Source organism: Corynebacterium sp. ACRPZ (assembly GCF_022346205.1).
In the GTDB taxonomy this organism is placed as follows: Bacteria; Actinomycetota; Actinomycetes; order Mycobacteriales; family Mycobacteriaceae; genus Corynebacterium; species Corynebacterium lehmanniae.
This window is the reverse complement of the sequence record NZ_JAKRMR010000007.1, coordinates 37,135-52,944: the sequence shown is the minus strand read 5'-3', so window position 1 is coordinate 52,944 and position 15,810 is coordinate 37,135. Positions and strand designations below refer to the sequence as shown.

The 15,810-nt window shown below is 65.6% G+C and carries 14 protein-coding genes; 7 read left to right on the top strand and 7 right to left on the bottom strand.

All coding sequences use genetic code 11. The annotated features are described in order from the left end of the window. Nucleotide 1: 1 nt before the first annotated feature. The gene (locus MHX64_RS06415) at nt 2-1,243 is read right to left on the bottom strand and encodes a dicarboxylate/amino acid:cation symporter (RefSeq protein ID WP_239356328.1); all 1,242 of its coding nucleotides are present in this window, start codon (nt 1,241-1,243) and stop codon (nt 2-4) included. A 136-nt stretch (nt 1,244-1,379) separates the two neighbouring features. Here MHX64_RS06415 and MHX64_RS06410 point away from each other — a divergent pair, with 136 nt between their 5' ends. Genes MHX64_RS06410 through MHX64_RS06400 form a run of 3 tightly spaced genes read left to right on the top strand, consistent with a single transcriptional unit; the run spans nt 1,380 to nt 4,211 of the window. Next, complete coding sequence (locus MHX64_RS06410; RefSeq protein ID WP_239356329.1) at nt 1,380-2,312, top strand: Sir2 family NAD-dependent protein deacetylase; 933 nt, start codon at nt 1,380-1,382, stop codon at nt 2,310-2,312. Continuing rightward, complete coding sequence (locus MHX64_RS06405; protein WP_239356331.1) at nt 2,309-3,394, top strand: glycosyltransferase 87 family protein; 1,086 nt, start codon at nt 2,309-2,311, stop codon at nt 3,392-3,394. Before MHX64_RS06410 ends, MHX64_RS06405 begins: the two co-directional genes overlap by 4 nt. Next, nucleotides 3,321-4,211 (top strand): CAP domain-containing protein, encoded by an 891-nt coding sequence (locus MHX64_RS06400; RefSeq protein ID WP_239356332.1) that lies wholly within the window; start codon nt 3,321-3,323, stop codon nt 4,209-4,211. Before MHX64_RS06405 ends, MHX64_RS06400 begins: the two co-directional genes overlap by 74 nt. On the opposite strand, the gene MHX64_RS06395 is transcribed toward MHX64_RS06400, so the two are convergent. Then, the gene (locus MHX64_RS06395) at nt 4,146-4,934 is read right to left on the bottom strand and encodes a hypothetical protein (RefSeq protein WP_239356333.1); all 789 of its coding nucleotides are present in this window, start codon (nt 4,932-4,934) and stop codon (nt 4,146-4,148) included. The two genes, MHX64_RS06400 and MHX64_RS06395, sit on opposite strands and share 66 nt — an antisense overlap. Next, nucleotides 4,935-5,990, bottom strand: a complete 1,056-nt coding sequence (locus tag MHX64_RS06390; RefSeq protein ID WP_255711147.1) for an ROK family transcriptional regulator — start codon at nt 5,988-5,990, stop codon at nt 4,935-4,937. A gap of 66 nt (nt 5,991-6,056) precedes the next feature. Between MHX64_RS06390 and MHX64_RS06385 the strand changes: the two genes are divergently transcribed. After that, the gene (locus tag MHX64_RS06385; RefSeq protein WP_239356335.1) at nt 6,057-7,700 is read left to right on the top strand and encodes a DUF885 domain-containing protein; all 1,644 of its coding nucleotides are present in this window, start codon (nt 6,057-6,059) and stop codon (nt 7,698-7,700) included. Here the strand turns inward: MHX64_RS06385 and MHX64_RS06380 are convergent. After that, on the bottom strand, nt 7,697-8,683 hold the full coding sequence (locus MHX64_RS06380; RefSeq protein ID WP_239356336.1) for an AbrB family transcriptional regulator: 987 nt from the start codon (nt 8,681-8,683) through the stop codon (nt 7,697-7,699). The genes MHX64_RS06385 and MHX64_RS06380 overlap by 4 nt on opposite strands. 9 nt (nt 8,684-8,692) lie before the next feature. Between MHX64_RS06380 and MHX64_RS06375 the strand changes: the two genes are divergently transcribed. Next, entirely contained in the window at nt 8,693-9,439 is a 747-nt protein-coding gene (locus MHX64_RS06375) for a TSUP family transporter (protein WP_239306484.1), read from the top strand. Here the strand turns inward: MHX64_RS06375 and MHX64_RS06370 are convergent. Then, nucleotides 9,425-10,876: an amino acid permease gene (locus MHX64_RS06370; protein WP_239356337.1), complete on the bottom strand. Its 1,452-nt coding sequence runs from the start codon at nt 10,874-10,876 to the stop codon at nt 9,425-9,427. The genes MHX64_RS06375 and MHX64_RS06370 overlap by 15 nt on opposite strands. Nucleotides 10,877-10,964: 88 nt before the next feature. On the opposite strand from MHX64_RS06370, the gene MHX64_RS06365 reads away from it, so the two are divergent. Further along, on the top strand, nt 10,965-11,609 hold the full coding sequence (locus MHX64_RS06365; protein ID WP_239356338.1) for a Rib/alpha-like domain-containing protein: 645 nt from the start codon (nt 10,965-10,967) through the stop codon (nt 11,607-11,609). Here MHX64_RS06365 and MHX64_RS06360 read toward each other — a convergent pair. Beyond that, entirely contained in the window at nt 11,590-13,692 is a 2,103-nt protein-coding gene (locus MHX64_RS06360) for an ATP-dependent RNA helicase (protein WP_239356339.1), read from the bottom strand. The two genes, MHX64_RS06365 and MHX64_RS06360, sit on opposite strands and share 20 nt — an antisense overlap. A 25-nt stretch (nt 13,693-13,717) precedes the next feature. Between MHX64_RS06360 and thpR the strand changes: the two genes are divergently transcribed. Further along, complete coding sequence (thpR, locus tag MHX64_RS06355) at nt 13,718-14,260, top strand: RNA 2',3'-cyclic phosphodiesterase (protein ID WP_239306480.1); 543 nt, start codon at nt 13,718-13,720, stop codon at nt 14,258-14,260. Here the strand turns inward: thpR and MHX64_RS06350 are convergent. Then, a complete protein-coding gene (locus MHX64_RS06350; protein ID WP_239356340.1) occupies nt 14,257-15,579 on the bottom strand; it encodes an HNH endonuclease signature motif containing protein in 1,323 nt (440 codons plus the stop codon). The two genes, thpR and MHX64_RS06350, sit on opposite strands and share 4 nt — an antisense overlap. Between the last annotated feature and the right edge of the window lie 231 nt (nt 15,580-15,810).

Below are 15,810 nucleotides of genomic sequence, written 5' to 3'. Positions count from 1 at the left end.
CCTACCAGCGGGACTCGTCGAGGATCTTCTCGCGCTTGGCCACCACCGTGGCCACCACGGACTGGCCGGTGACGTTGACGGCGGTGCGGCCCATGTCCACGATCGGGTCCACCGCGAGCAGCAGGCCCACGCCGGCGAGCGGCAGGCCCAGGGTGGACAGGGTCAGGGTGAGCATGACGGTCGCGCCGGTGGTGCCAGCGGTGGCGGCGGAGCCCAGCACGGACACGATGACGATGAGCACGTAGTCCGAGATGGACAGGTTGATGCCGTAGAACTGCGCCACGAACAGGGCGGCGATGGCGGGGTAGATGGAGGCGCAGCCGTCCATCTTGGTGGTGGCGCCGAGCGGGATGGCGAAGGACGCGTACTCGCTGGGCACGCCCATGGCCTCCTCGGTGGTGCGCTGGGTCACCGGCATCACGCCCATGGACGAGCGGGTGGCGAAGCCCAGCGTGGTCACCGGCCACACGCGGCGGAAGAACTCCAGCACCGGGATGCGGTGCGCGGCCAGGATGATGGGGTAGAGCGCGAAGATGACCAGCGCGAGGCCGATGTAGATGGCCAGCACGAACTTGCCCAGCGAGCCGAGCGCGTCCCAGCCGTACGACGCCACCGCGTTGCCGATCAGCGCGGCGGTGCCGATCGGGGCGAGGCGGATGATCCACCACAGCACCTCCTGGACCACCTTGAGCAGGGAGCCGGAGAACTCGATGAACGGCTCGGCGGCCTTGCCCACGCGCACCGCGGCGATGCCGAGCAGCAGCGAGATCACCAGGATCTGCAGGACGTTGAAGTTGACGGACGCGCCGGACTCGCTCACCTTCGCGCCCAGGCCGAGGATGTTTGCGGGCACCACGGAGTTCAAAAAGCCCATCCACGAGCCTGTCGACGAAGGCTCCGCCGCCGTCGCCGCATCCACCGAGGTGTTCGCGCCGGGCTTGATCACCAGGCCGACGAGGATGCCAATGACCACCGAGAAGAACGCGGTGATGGCGAACCACACCAGGGTCTGCACGGCCAATCGGGCGGCGTTGGTGACCTGGCGCAGGTTGGCGATGGAGGTGACCACCGCGGTGAACACCAGCGGCGGGATCAGCAGTTTGAGCAGTTTGACGTAGGTGGATCCCACCCAGTCCAGGGTGTCGGCCAGGGGTTGAACGTCCACGGCGATAAACCCGAGGATGAGGCCGATGATCAGGCCGTAGATGACCTGCGCGCCGAAGCTTGTTGCCCACTTAGGCATGAGCGGCTCCTTCTAGACAGAATTGTTCACTTGTGTAGTAAAGACGTGGATAAACTACTCCTTCGGCCTGAAAACGCAAACCGTATATATAGACAACACGGTCTGTTGTGGCGCTAGGGGATACACTTCCCAGACGATGGAACCCCACTTCGACGACCCCGCAATCGCCATGGCGCACCGCTCCGCCGTGCGCTCCATCGAGCGGGTCGTCACCGAAACCACCGCGCCCACCCCGAACGCCAAAGCCAAGATCCTCGACCAGCTAGGCAACCCAAAAACCTTGGTCATCACCGGCGCTGGCATCTCCACCGATTCGGGAATTCCCGATTATCGCAGCAAAAACGGGCGCCTGACCAAGTCCCGCCCGATGACGTTCCAGGAGTTCGCGCACTCGCCGAGGCAGGTGCACCGCTACTGGGCCCGCGCGTTCGTGGGTATGCGCTACATGCGAGCCGCCCGCCCCAACCGCGCGCACTTCGCACTCGTTGAGCTGGAGAAGGCGGGGCTGATCCGCGGCATCATCACCCAAAACGTCGACGGGCTGCATACTCAGGCCGGCTCCGACAACGTCATCGCGCTGCACGGGGACATGGAGCACGTCGTTTGCCTCGACTGCAAAACGCTGCACGAGCGTTCGCTTATCGACGCCCTGCTTACCGCCGCCAACCCCACCTACTTCGACTCCGTGGAAGTCGAGGGCTCCATGCTGAACCCGGACGGCGATGTGGAGCTCAAGCAATCCGACGTCGAGCGCTTCTGCATGATCGCCTGCCCGAACTGTGGCAGCCACAGGCTCAAGCCGCATGTGGTGTACTTCGGCGAGGGGGTGCCGAAAAAGCGCAGACTAGCTGCGGATGCTTGGCTAAAGGAATCCGCAGGCGTGATCGCGATCGGCACCTCGTTGGCGGTGATGAGCGGCTACAAGTTCATCCTCGACGCGAAAAAGCAGGGCAAACCCACCGCCGTGATCAATGGCGGGCCGGGCCGCGCCGACGCGAAAGTGGACACGCTGTGGAGGACCAACATCGCCGACGCGCTCGACGACATCCTGGACGGGCTCGACCTGTGATCGGCCTTCTTGTCCTGCTGGCGTTTTCAATCTGGCGCTACATCGACTCGGGCCTGCCCAACGCGTTCACCACCGAGTTCCCCAGCGACCTCAAGGTGTACCTCCTGGGCGGCGAGAAGGTCACCGGGCACCAGCCGCTCTACGCAACCGACCTGCTTCCCGGCCTGCCGTTTACCTACCCGCCGTTCGCGGGCGTGGTGTTTTCGTGGCTGACGGAAAGCACCGCGCTTGGTATCGCGTGGAAAGCATTATCCGTGTTGGTTGTCCTGCTCGTGGTGCGGGCGTCCACAAGCAAAGATGCCCTCCTGCTCACCGCCGTGTTCGTGCTGTGCCTCTCGCCGGTGCAGGGCACCCTGTTTTTCGGCCAGATCAACCTGCTGCTCATGGGGCTGGTGTGCCTGGATTTCCTGCCGCGCCACAAACTCCCCGGCATCGGCGTCGGGCTCGCCGCGGGCATCAAGCTCACGCCGGCGTTCTTCGTCCTCCTGCTCATCCAGCAGCGCCGCTGGGGCGCGGTGTTTATCGCCGCGTTCACGTTCCTGTGCACCGTCGCCACCGGTTTTTCCGAGGTCGCAGACGCGAAAAGCTTTTGGACCGACGCCATTTTCACCACCACCCGCATCGGCGCCGACGACAACCCGGGCGCGCAGTCCATCCGCCAGGTCCTCGCCCGCGCCGGCCACGACGAGCTGTGGCTCTGGCTTATCCTCTGCGCCCTGGTCACCGCCCTTGCGCTTTTAGCTTCTCGACGAGCTCCCGCCCCGCTTGCCGCCTCCTTCATCGGCATGACGGCCTGCCTGGTCAGCCCGTTTTCCTGGTACCACCACTGGGTGTGGGTCCTGCCGATGCTGGCCTACGTCTACAGTCGCTGGGGCGCGATCGTGCTCGCGCTGTTTATGGTGCCGTTCGCCTCGGTGAACATCTCGTTCAGTTTGTTCCACGTCCCGGAGCTGCTGTTCACCCTGGTCCCAGTCGGCTTTATGCTCTGGTACACGCTACGCTCAGGTTATGCGTACCCGTTTACTCGCCGCGACGACCGCGGCCGCCACAGCTCTGACCCTCGCCCCGTTCGCCGCCGCTGACCCGGCACCCGTCACCGGGGTGGAGCTGAACCAGCCCGCCGACCAGGTCATCGCCGTGGAGGCGAAATTCAACCTCACCTCCGACCAGGAGATCGCCATGCGCGAGCTGCGCAAGCTGCGCGCGGACATGTGGGACCGCAACGTGCCGTTCAACGGCACCACCTTGCGCCAGGCCGCCGCCAAGCACGGCCTGACTACCCGCGACGCCTATGTGGGCGCAGCCAAGTACGACGCGGGCCTGTCCCGCATCGCGCTGCAGCGCGGCGCCGAGGCGGCGAAGTTCTTCCGCCACGAGCGCCCGTACAACTCCACCTGCACGAACAACTGCGGCGACATCAAAACCGCCACGTACAAGGGCAAGGCCGCGCCGGGGGAGAACCTGCACTCCACCGCCAGCATGGACAAGGCGATGCAGGGCTGGGGCTACGACGAGGTCAACGACCTCGTCCGGGCGAACGGTCACTTCAACAACAGCAACGGTCACCTGCACAACCTGCTGGACCCGCGCATGCGCTACTACGGGTTCGCCAGCGTGGTCACCGCTGAGGGTGAGGCCAGCGTGACCTCCACCTGCAGCATCGGCGCCGGTAACGAGGGCATTGCGGGCGCGCAGAACACCGTCCTGCACCGCCCGGCCAACGGCAGGGAAAAGCCCAGCACCACCCCGAAGAAGCTCATCTTCGGCGGCGCAGGCTCGTCCTCCTCGCCCAAGGAGATCCTCGGCATCATCGCCACCGTGCTGACGGTGCTGTCAGTGCTGCAGACCCTGTACAAGTTCGTCGAGCCGCAGCTTCAGCAGCTCCGCGACCTTGTCTAAGGCGTCCATGGTGTCGTCGTAGCTGCCGTCCTCGCTGCGAGCGCCGATGGCCACCCCGTAGCCGTCGAACCAGCCGAACTGGCGGGTGTGCCAGGAGCCGTCGGTCTCGTCGTCGGACCAGCCGCCCTTGAACGGCACGGTTTCCAGCGTGCCCAGCCCGTAGGACTGGTCTTCGGCGATGTGGTGCATCTCCATGATCACCGGGTCGTCCTCGTCCTGCTGGCTTAAGTAGTAGGCGTAGCGCGCCTGCCCGGGGAAGGACCAGCTCGTGGTGCCGAAGGCTCCTTCCACCTTCACCTGGGAGCCGGACTTGGCAATCTCCTCGCGGGCCATTTCGCCGGCCTGTTCGTCGCTGCCCATGCAGTCCCACAGGGCGCGGGCGGAGTCGTTGTCGGACCACTCGATGGAGGCCTGCGTCAGCTCCTCGACGTAGTCCGCGCCGTAGTCGCAGTGCTCCACCGCCGCGCGGGCGATGGGGATCTTGATGGTGGACCAGGCCGGCAGCGCGTAGAGGGAGCCGGATTGCGTCATCTCGGAGCCGTCGAAAAGCGCGACGCCCACCTCAGTGCCTGTTTCCTTCTCAATCGCGGCCACCGCCTCGTCCAGACCCTCGAAGGGGTCGGGCGCGGGCTGGGTGGTCACCTCGGTGTGCAACGGCTCGGCCTCCTCCTGGGCGGCGCAACCGGCCAGGAGCAGCACACAAGCCCAAGCGGCGCGCTTCATCTACGACCCCGCCACCTGGAGAGGCTCGCGCAGCACGTGGTCCAGGGCCACGGCGCGGGCGATGTCGCGCACCACCTCGCGGTGGGTGGGGATCAGGCGCAGCTCCGGGCTGCAGTTCGCCTCCGAGCGCACGGTGCGGGCGAACGGGGCGGAGGCCAGCGGATCGTCGATGAACGCGCTGCCCGCCACCACCACCGTCGCGGGGGAGTAGTTACTGCACAGCCCCGCCACCAGCGAACCCAGGCCCCGCGCGCGGCGGTCCAGCGCGTAGCGGGTGTCCTCGCGCGAGTCGGTCACTGCGTCTTTGAGCGTGCGAATATCCTCCACGCCGATGGCGTCGATCAGGCCCCGGGTGGTCAGCTCGCCCTGCTCCACCTCGATCGGCTCCACGCCGTCAGGGTGGGAGATGGCGCAGGCAATCGAGTCGTCGGCGAACAGCGCCATCACCGACGGGATGTTCAGCGAGGCGGTGGACTGCATCTCCGAGCCGACAATCGCGCTGGAGATGGAGGAAACCTCCACCGGCACCGAGAACTGCTCGCGCAGCTGGTCGCCGATGTCCACGCCGTCCCAGCCCAGGTTCGGCGCGAAGACCTTGCCGCCTTCGCGCACCGTGCCGGAGGTGGTCACGCCCACGGTGCGGATGGGGCGCTCGAGCTTGGTGGTCATCTGGTTCAGCTCCGCCATCATGGACTGGATGAAGTCGTCCTCGCTGACGTTTTTCACCGTGATGTCCATGTCGCGGCACAGCAGCGTGCGGCCCTTCAAGTCGAACAGGGCCACGTAGGTGGATTCCGTGCCCACCGACACGCCCGCGTGCACGCCGGGGGTGTCGGCCAGCTCCAGTGGGATGGTGGGGCGGCCGCGCCCCTTGGACTGGGTCAGGTCGTTGCGCTCGGTGACGTAACCTGCGTCTACCAGCGCGGAGATCGCGCGTGTGACGGTTGGCTGGGACAGGCCGGTTGCTTTCACAAGATCGCTTCTCGACGTCGTCTCGTGCAGCCGGATAAGGTGCAGACACTTAGCTGCGGGCGTTCGCGGGCGTGAGAAGGGCATATGAATATATTTACCTGGACCCTGACGTAATTGTCCATTTGGCCAGCTCCGATACAATCGCTCGGCATGACCAACGAAAGCTGGCGCGAGCCGTCCTTATTGGACGCCACTTGTGAGGACTTCGTCTACGACCTCGCCGAGATCAGCCCCACCCTTGCCACCCAGATCGGCATCGACGGCCACGACGGGGAGCTGCAGGATTTTTCCCCGGACTACTGGGGGCGCCTGGCCGACAGGATGCGCGACCTTGTCGCGGACGTGGACGCGCTCAACGACTCCACCGACGCCTCCGACGACGAGGACGACTTCGACGACGTGGACAACCTCACCGCCGCGATCCTGCGCGACCGCATGAGCGCGGAGCTGGAGTTCCACCACCGCGGCGAGCTGTTGTGCCGGCTGAACAACATCGATTCGCCGGTGCAGACCATCCGCGATTCCTTCGCCCTGATGCCGAAGGTGACGGAGGAGGACTTCGACAACATCGCATCGCGCATGTCGCGCATTCCGAGTGCGTTGGCGGGCTACCGCGAGTCGCTGAGCGAAGCAGCGTCGACAGGCGACGTCGCCTCCCACCGCCAGATCGACGCGGTGATCAACCAGTGCGAACTGTTGGGCGACACCGAATCCCAGCTGGACCACCTGGGCCTGTCGCCCGATTCGCACGTGGTGGGCCACGCCAAGGAGGCCTTTTTGGAGATGGCGGACTGGCTGTCCACCGAACTGTCGCCGCAGGCCTCCCACAACGACGGCGTGGGCCGCGAGCGCTACCAGCTGTTCGCCGAGTTCTTCCACGGCCGCGAGGTGGACTTGGACGCCAGCTACGAGTGGGCACAGGAGGAACTGGCCAAGACTGTGGAGGAGCAGCGCGCCATCGCGCACGAGCTCTACGGCGACGTGTCCGTGGCGGGCGCCTACCGCAACCTGAACCAGGACGAGCGCTACATCCTCCGCGGCACGGACGCGCTGATCGAGTGGATGTCCGAGCTCAACGACAAGGCCGCCGACGCCTTCCACGTGCCGGAGGGCCTGCACACGGTGGAGTGCGACATCGACCGCGCCGGATCCGGCGGCATCTTCTACACCCCGCCCAGCGACGACATGATCCGCCCCGGCACCATGTGGTGGTCCGTGCCGGAGGGCCAGGAGACGTTCCACACCTGGCAGGAGATGTCCACCGTCTTCCACGAAGGCGTGCCGGGCCACCACCTGCAGCACGGCTACGCCCTGCTCAACCGCAGCGAACTGAACCTGTGGCGCCGGTCTGTGTGCTGGAACTCCGCCCACGGCGAGGGCTGGGCGCTCTACGCCGAGCACCTCATGGAGGACCACGGCTTCTTCGAAGACCCCGGCTACCGCATGGGCCTGCTCGACTCACGACGTCTCCGCCTCGCCCGCGTGATGGTGGACATTGGCGTCCACCTAGGCAAGACCACCCCGGAGGGCACCGGCACCTGGGACGCCCAATACGCAAAGGCCTTCCTGCGCGACAACACCGCCATGCCGGAGGCGAACCTCGCCTTCGAGCTGGACCGCTACATGGGCTGGCCGGGCCAGGCGCCGTCGTACGCACTGGGCTACAAGGACTGGGTCGACCTGCGCCGCCAGGCGCTCGCCCAGGGAATGAGCGAGCACGAGTTCCACGTCAAGGCGCTCAAGCTCGGCTCCATGCCTATGGACATGCTCACCAACGAGGTGCTGCACCACTAGAGGCGCTTGAGGATTCTGGGCAGCCACCCGGCGAACAGGATCACCATGATCAGCCGGATCACCTGCAGCGCCACCACGGCCGGGCTGGTCGCCAGCACCAGCACGGTCTCCAGCGCGCCGGGGCTGGTGGCGAGGTAGCCCTCGTAGAAGCTCAAGCCCAGCCACTTGGACATGAGCCACCCCATGCCGGCGCACGCGAGCATCAGCCCGGCGATGTAGGCCAGCGTGGCGGGCAGCAGGCGGGAGAACCGGCGCAGCGCGGGCACGTTCAGCCCGCCGCCGCACATCCATCCGATAGCCAAAAAGCCCACGATGGACAGCAGCCGCGGCGGCACGATGGTCACGTCAACCAGCACGCCCACCAGCACCGTCAACGCCATCGGGCCAAACACTGAGGGGTTGGGGAACTTCAACAGCTTGCCCGCGAACACCCCGGCGACAATCAGCGCCGGGACCAGCAGCCACATCCACCAGTAGGGATCCAACTCAGTGCGGGTCACTGAAGTAAACTGCGACGCCACCAGCGGCAACGACACGGACACGATGAGCAGCCTCAGGTACTGGCTGAGGCTGACGTAGCGGATGTCCGCGCCCACGTCGCGCGCGATCGCCGGCATCAGCGACGCCCCGCCGGGCAACAGCGACAGCACGCCTGTTTCCCGTGAAACGCCGTGGTTGGCCAGAATTAGGCCGCCAACAAACCCCATGCCGATCACCACCGCGCCCGCCACCACGCCCGGCAGCAGGTAGGGCAGCGGGTTCATCCCCACCAGCGGCAGCGCCGCAAACACGCCGACAGTGCCGCGGGCGAAGGTGAACAGGTGCTCATTGACGGGCAGGTCTTCCTCCGTCACCAGCGCCACCGACCCGGCCCCCAGAATCCCGGCCAGGATCCACGCTGCCGGAACCCCCAGAAAAGAAAACAGCAGCCCGAGCGCCACCGAGAGAGGTGCAGCGACAAGCCAACGGTTGATGTGGGGCATAGTAGTCCCGTGATCGTTTTCCTCCTCGCCGCGTCCGCGTTCGCCGGCTGGATCGACGCGGTGATCGGCGGCGGCGGGCTCGTGCTCATCCCGGTGCTGATGTCGGCCACGGCGATGCCAGCGGCGTCCGTGCTGGCGACGAACAAGGTCGCGGCGATTTCGGGCACCGCGTCCGCCGCCGCCACCCTCGTGCGCCGCGTCGGGGTGCCGCGCATCACGTGGGTCTACGCGTTCATCGCGGGGGTCGCGGCAGCGCTAGGCGCCAGGGCGGTCTCGCTTATCGACGACTCCGTGGCCACCCCCATCATCCTCATCCTGCTCGTCGGGGTGGGCATCTTCGTGGCGCTGAACCCGAAGTTTGGGCAGGAAGGCGCCGGGGTGTTTTCCGGCAAGCGCCTCGCCCTCGCCGCGCTTGTTGTCGCCGTCATCGGCGGCTATGACGGCGTGTTCGGCCCCGGCACCGGCATGTTCCTCATCATGGCGTTCACCGCCGTGTTCACCCAGGGGTTCGTGCGTTCGGCGGCGATGGCGAAGGTGGTCAACACCGCCACGAATTTAGGCGCACTGTTCGTGTTCGGGCTCGGCGGCTTCATCAACTGGAAGCTCGCGCTCGCGCTCGCAGTCGCCAACGTCGTGGGTGCGCAGTTGGGTGCGCGGACGGTGCTCAAGGGTGGGTCGACGCTGGTGCGCGTGGCACTCCTTGGGCTCGTCGTCACGCTATGTGCGAAGTTGGGCTGGGAGTTACTCCAAAGTTAGCGACCCGTTGACCAGGCCGTAGATGGCAATCACCGCCGCGACCAGCACCACCGTCACCACGACCCACTCGAAGGCGTTGAAGAGCTTGTCGCCGTGCTTGCGGCGCGTCCAGATGTAGGGCACCAGGCCCGGCACCACGGCAAGGGCGCCGAGCAGCACGTACACCGGGTCCGCGGCGTAGATCAGCCACAGCGAGTACACGGAGGCGATCAGGCTCACGAAGAGGTGCTTTCGGTTGTCGCGGCGGGAAACTTTGGGCCCGGAGTCGTCGAAACGCGTGCCGGCGTGCGGGTGGGTCAGGCCCTTGCCCCTGATTGCCAGCAGCACCAGGTAGATGGAGGAGAAGATGTAGGGCAGCAGGTACATGATGGTGGCCAGCTGCACCATGGCGTTGTAGGACGCGGAGGAGAGGAAGAACACCACCACGAAGAACTGGATCGCCAGCGTCGATAGAAGCTGCGCGCGCACTGGGGAACCGTTTTCGTTGTGGCTGCCCATGGAGTGCGGCAGCAGCCCGTCCTGCGCCATCAGCACGATCGGCTCGGCGCACAGCATCTGCCACGAGACGTACGCGCCCAAAACAGACAGGCACAGGCCGACGGAGATCAGCACGCCGCCCCACGGACCCACAACCTGCTCCAGCACCGCGCCCATGGAGTTGTCCGGCAGCGCCGCCAGCTCCTCCTGGCTGAGCACGCCGTAGGAGAGGGTGGACACCGCCACCAGCAGGCCCAAAACGGAGAGGAAGCCGATGATCGTGGCCTTGCCCACGTCGCTACGCACGCGCGCCTGCTTCGAGTACACCGAGGCGCCCTCGATGCCGATGAACACCCAGACGGTGTAGAGCATGATGCCCTTGAGCTGGTCCGTGAAGGGGATGTGCGAACCCCAGAAATCCATGGTGAAGCGGTCCCAGGAGAAGCCGAGGAACGCCACCAGCACAATGAAGGCGAGGATGGGCAGCAGCTTTGCCACGGTCGTCACCGCATTCATCACTGCCGCCTGCCGCAAGCCGCGTGTGAGGCCGTAGAAGATCAGCCAGCTCAACGCACTCACTGAGAGGGCCAGCACCCAGCGGTTGGAGAAGGCCGGGAAGTAGTAACCGAGTGTGTTAAAGAACAGTGTGGCGTAACCCACCTGGGCCATCACGGAGCCGAGCCAGTAGCCCATGCCGGAGGTAAACCCGATGAAATCGCCCAACCCCGCCCGCACGTAGGAGTAGACGCCGGAGTCCAGGTGCGGCTTCCTCACCGCGAGGATTTGGAAGACGAAGGCGATGGAAAGCATTCCCACGCCCGCAATAGCCCAGCCGGTGAGCATGGCGCCCGGGCTGGCTACTGAACCGATGTTTTGGGGCAGCGCGAAAATGCCGGACCCGATGGTGGATCCGATAATGAGTGAGACCAAGGTCCACACGGAAACAGTGCGCTTTGACATGGCGAGTAAGACTACATCAGGACTTGTCTACTACAATCATTCCATATTCAAAGCCGTATAAACATTTACAACTGAGGAAACCTTAGAAATGCGCAACAAACTTATCGCCTTCACGAGCGCGCTCGCGCTCGCCTGCGCGCCCGTTTCCCCAGCTCATGCCGAAGATGGGTACGACCCCACCAACGTGGTTCCGGGCCTTACAGCCACCGTAGAACCCCCGCTGCCACTCGGTGCAGCATGGTACGAAGCGAACTCCATGCCGAGCTGGGCGACGATCACGCCAGACGGCACCATCCGCCTCGAACCGGGGGAGAACATCACCCCCGGTGTGTACGAGTGGCCGGTGACCGCGACGTTTTCGGACGAGACCACCCAGGTCTTCCCCGTCCACGTCACCGTAGGAACTGAGACCGAGGATGAGGCGTCCCAGGAAGGTGCCGTCATCGACGCGTTTGTCCAGTACGCCCCGGAGGTCTCCCACCGCTGCTCCGCCACCGCCCTCGGCGTCGGCCTGCCGCTGCTGGTGCTGCTGCCGCTCGGGTTCGCGTCCCAGATGAGTATCCCGTTCGTGGCGCGCCAGAACCACCTGCAGCTGCAGGTGGACGGCATTCCGTTCCAGTTAGACGTGAAGCTCCGCGACCTCAACTCCAGGGACGTGGACATGGGCATCGCCGCCATTCTCGCCGCCGCGGGTCTCGCCGGCGCCGGCGCCATCATTTCCCAGTGCCAGTAGGGTCCTCGGGCCACGCGTGCTTGGGGTAGCGCCCCCGCATCTCTTTGCGCACCTGCTGGTACGGCCCCTCCCAGAAGCTATCCAGGTCGTCCGTCACCGCGAGCGGGCGCCCGGCGGGGGAGAGCAGGTGGTACAACACCTTCACGCCCGAGACCGTCTGCCCCCTTTGGCCGAACATGTGCTGCAGCTTCACGCGCTTCACCGGCCTGCCACTGTCGTACTGGTACTCCTTCGGCGCCGCCGCATCCAGCTCCGCCACCTGCTGCCAATCCAGTTGGCGCAGCATCGCCTGCCTCATGTCGCAACTGCCTATCGACGCACCTTCGGCCACCCCACGCACCTCCGGCGAATAATCGCCCTGGCTGACATCCGGCCAACCCAGAGTCTCGTGCAGGAAGTCCAGCCGCTCTTTTAGGTGCTGCTCCTCCTTGGTCAGCGGGAAGCTGGCGAAATCCACGTCCGTCAGCGCCTCCGCCGCCTCGTCCGGCGTGAGCTTCACCGGCGTGGAGCTGAGCTCGATCGCGCCGATCCTGGCCACCTTCCGGCCCCTGACCTTGCCGTCCTCCAGGTAGGCTCTTGTTTCCTCCACCACGCGGTGCTCCGGGAACGCGATCGGCTCCGCCTCCCGAATAGTCGCGCCACTGTTCGTCCTTTGCACCTCCGCGGCCGCGATCCACTCGGCGTTCGAGTTGAACTTCGCCCTTGTGCCGGACGCCAGCTGGTATTCCTCGCCCACCTTCTTGGCTATCCACTGCGGGAAAGCACTCGCGATCACCTCGCCCGGGTCTACCGGTCCCTTGTCCGGCACCAGCCTGCGCAGCTTTTTTGCGTGCGTCTCTCCCGCAAGTCGTGCCACGGTCGGCGCCGCTTGGGCTCCCCACTCCAAAAGCGCCGCGCCGAGTCTTGGGTCCAGGGGCAGGCTCGCCAGCTTCTTGCCGAAGTCCGTGATTGTGCCGTTTCGTGTCGCCCCGAGCTGTTCGAGGTTGGTTTCGGCTTCGGTGAGGTCCTTTGGTTCGTCTATAAGCGGTAAGTCCGGCGATCCCCACGCCTTCATGGTCAGCAGCGCGCCCGTGAGGTCCGCGGTGAGGATTTCCGGGGTGATGTCTGGCTGCATTTTCGCGTATTCGTCGCGGGTGAAGACGCGCACGACCTCGCCGGGGCCCTCGCGGCCCGCGCGGCCCGCCCGCTGGTCGGCGCTGGTTTTCGCCTCTGAGACCGTGACCAGGCCCGTCATGCCGCGGTTGTCGCGCTTGGGCACCCGGGACAGCCCGGCGTCCACCACCTTGCGCACGCCCGGCACAGTTATCGACGACTCCGCCACCGACGTCGCCACCACCACCCGGTTGTCGCCCCTCAAGGCTTCGTCCTGCTCCTTGCTGGTCTGGCGGCCGTGGAGCGGTCTCGCGTCATCCAGGAACCCGCACACCAGATCCACCTCGCGCACCCCGGGCACGAACACGAGCGTCCGGTGCTCGCTTGTGGTCTGCGCCGCGACGTGACGATAAAACTCCCTCGTCCCCTGAATCCTTTCCGCGTGCGGGGCGTACTGGATGTCCAGCGGGTGCGTCACCGCCTCCGTGGAGAGGATCTGCGCGCCCATGTGGTCCGCGAACTTCTTGGCGTCGAGGGTGGCAGACATGGCGGTGAGGTACAGGTCATCGCGCAGCAGGGCGACCTCCATGCACATCGCCAACACCAGGTCGGTGTCCAGCTGGCGCTCGTGCACCTCGTCGATCACCACCGCGTTGACGCCCTCGAGGCCGGGGTCCTTGAGCAAGCGGTTCAGCAGCACACCCGGCGTGACAAATTCGACCAGCTCGCCGTCCTTGTGCTCGCCGCGGATGCTGTAGCCGACCTTGGCGCTGTCGCTGAGCTGCGAAAGCCGCTGCGCCGCCGACCGCACCGCCACCCTCCGGGGAGCTGTGACCAGCGTTTTTCCCACCCTGTTCGCGATCGCCGGCGGCACCAGCGTGGTCTTGCCCGTGCCAGGCGGCGCCTCCACCACCAGCGGGCCTTTGTCCGGCAACTGGTCGATGACGCGCGACACGGGCAAATCCCGTCCGATTTTCGCGAGGTCAAACATGGCAATTAAGGGTAGCGTGTGGGCCATGAGACGCCTCTTCGCAGCGATCGTCCCTCCGGCCGATGTTCGCGAACACCTCATCACCGCCCTGCGGCCCATCCGCGACTTCTCGGGCACAGAAGTGCGCTGGGCCGACCCCGACAACTGGCACATCACGGTCGCCTTCTACGGGTCACAGCCCAACGACGCCGCCGCGGTCACCGACCACCTGGCCCAAGCCACCGCCTTCACCCGGCCCCTGAGGTTGCACCTCCGAGGAGCCGGGTGTTTTGATCGGCGCACCATGTGGATCGGCGTCGGCGGCGACAAGGCACCACTGAAAGACCTGATGGCGGACTGTCAGCTCGACCCGGACATGCGTCGCCGCCAGCGCGCGCACCTCACCGTCGCGCGGACAGGCACTCGCACAAGGGACCCATGGCTTCTCGACGACCACGCCCACGCCCTCGCCATCTACACCGGCCCCGAATTCGCGGCCGATGAAGTGCTGCTGCTGGAGTCGCACCTGGGCAAGGGCCGAAGTGGCGGCCCGAAGTACGAGGTGGTGGACAAGTTCTACCTGCGTTAGTGGTCCTCCTCCGGGTCGGGGAATGGGGCGTCAACCGGTTCTTCGGGCAAGGGTTCCACGTACGGCATCTCTGGGGTGAACCCGAACTTCATGCCGTATTCCTGCTCCAGGTCCTCGATCGCGGCGGTGGCCTGTTCGAGGTCCAAGTCCTGGTCGAAGGTGTCCAGGATTTTGTGGCCTTTGGCGAAGAACTCCGCGGTTCTGGCCCGGTTCTTGCGCACGGCGGACATGCTGGACTGCCACCGCGGGTTAAACGGTGTGATCTGGTCGCGCAACAGGCCTTCTTCGGCGGTGACGACATAGGTGCCGTCGGCGAATAGCCAGATGATGTCGCCGGAGTAGGGGTCGGGGATGTAGAAAATCCGGCGGTCGGTCTTCATGTTGTGGTGGTGCTGGCACAGGGGGAACAGGTTGTCCACCTCGGTGCGGCCGCCCTCCTCGTAGGGGATGCGGTGGTCCAGCTGGCACTGCTCGGCGGGACGGTTGCACTCCGGGTAGATGCAGGTGCGGTTGCGGGCGTACACGGCGTGGCGCATGCCCTCGCCGGGGCCGTAGCCCTGCAGCACCTTCTCGCCCTCTTTCTCCAGATCGCGCGTGACGGGGAACGTTCTTGCCAACCAGTCTTCGAACGCGGAGGTGGCCTCCGGCGTCGTCCAACCGCTGCCGGGGAGGTAGACTGGGCCGCTGATCGCGCGGTTCTTCGGGGCGTAGACGTTCAGCACCGGAGTCACCTCGATGCCGATCGCCTCGCCGGACAGCAGCTTGATTGCTGCGTCGGCCGTGCTGATGCCGAGCTCGCGCGCGACTTCGGCGACGTTTGCCTGGATCCTCCGGCCGTCCAGCGAGTTGGTGTCCAGCTGCACGATCGCCCGGTCGCGGTACTCGTGGACGCCGAACGTCTCCGCGTCGTCCTGTTCGCGATCTTCGCGCTTCCGCTTGTCGTAGGCACGGCTCTTATCCATGCGTTTGATCGCGGCACGGATGCGGTCCGTGACAGTCTTGCGCTGGGGAACTGCCTGGTCGTGGCGGGTTGGGGTGAAGGTGTCGAACAGGATGGCGTCGATATGCAAGAGTGCTTCCTTGTCCACATCCGGACCCAGCTCCTCGATCGCGGTGTAGACCGCGGTCAAGTGCCCCACATCCATTACGCGCGTTTCCTGCTGTAGCTCGCGCAGGCGCGGGAGGTCCTGCAGCGCGGCGTGCCCGAGGATCGCGTTCTTGACAAACCCCTTGTTCCAGCCGGTGGCGAGCTGCAGTTGGGTCACCGTGGCGTCGAAATCATCGACGTCGAAACCGGGGTACGAGTAGTGCCCAAACATGGTCCAATACGTGTCCCGGATGGCCTGGGCGCATTCGCTATCCGGGTCGTGTTCTCGCTGGTTACGGAATTTTTTCGGTGCTGTGGTGGCGGTTCTCACTGTCGCCCCTCTCGTCGTGGTACGCTCCACAATATAGAACACACGAACGACTGTCAAGGGGTGTGCCAGGAAAAAGAAAACAAAAAACACTCACCCATTCGAACGCGTCGCCCGGATGCGCTACATTATTCC

What these genes read in the sequence shown, in the direction of transcription:
- MHX64_RS06415 (WP_239356328.1), bottom strand. Translation starts at nt 1,243, where the DNA reads ATGCCTAAGTGGGCAACAAGCTTCGGCGCGCAGGTCATCTACGGCCTG.
- MHX64_RS06410 (WP_239356329.1), top strand. Translation starts at nt 1,380, where the DNA reads ATGGAACCCCACTTCGACGACCCCGCAATCGCCATGGCGCACCGCTCC.
- MHX64_RS06400 (WP_239356332.1), top strand. Translation starts at nt 3,321, where the DNA reads ATGCGTACCCGTTTACTCGCCGCGACGACCGCGGCCGCCACAGCTCTG.
- MHX64_RS06395 (WP_239356333.1), bottom strand. Translation starts at nt 4,934, where the DNA reads ATGAAGCGCGCCGCTTGGGCTTGTGTGCTGCTCCTGGCCGGTTGCGCC.
- MHX64_RS06390 (WP_255711147.1), bottom strand. Translation starts at nt 5,990, where the DNA reads ATGCCCTTCTCACGCCCGCGAACGCCCGCAGCTAAGTGTCTGCACCTT.
- MHX64_RS06385 (WP_239356335.1), top strand. Translation starts at nt 6,057, where the DNA reads ATGACCAACGAAAGCTGGCGCGAGCCGTCCTTATTGGACGCCACTTGT.
- MHX64_RS06380 (WP_239356336.1), bottom strand. Translation starts at nt 8,683, where the DNA reads ATGCCCCACATCAACCGTTGGCTTGTCGCTGCACCTCTCTCGGTGGCG.
- MHX64_RS06370 (WP_239356337.1), bottom strand. Translation starts at nt 10,876, where the DNA reads ATGTCAAAGCGCACTGTTTCCGTGTGGACCTTGGTCTCACTCATTATC.
- MHX64_RS06365 (WP_239356338.1), top strand. Translation starts at nt 10,965, where the DNA reads ATGCGCAACAAACTTATCGCCTTCACGAGCGCGCTCGCGCTCGCCTGC.
- MHX64_RS06360 (WP_239356339.1), bottom strand. Translation starts at nt 13,692, where the DNA reads ATGTTTGACCTCGCGAAAATCGGACGGGATTTGCCCGTGTCGCGCGTC.
- thpR (WP_239306480.1), top strand. Translation starts at nt 13,718, where the DNA reads ATGAGACGCCTCTTCGCAGCGATCGTCCCTCCGGCCGATGTTCGCGAA.
- MHX64_RS06350 (WP_239356340.1), bottom strand. Translation starts at nt 15,579, where the DNA reads ATGTTTGGGCACTACTCGTACCCCGGTTTCGACGTCGATGATTTCGAC.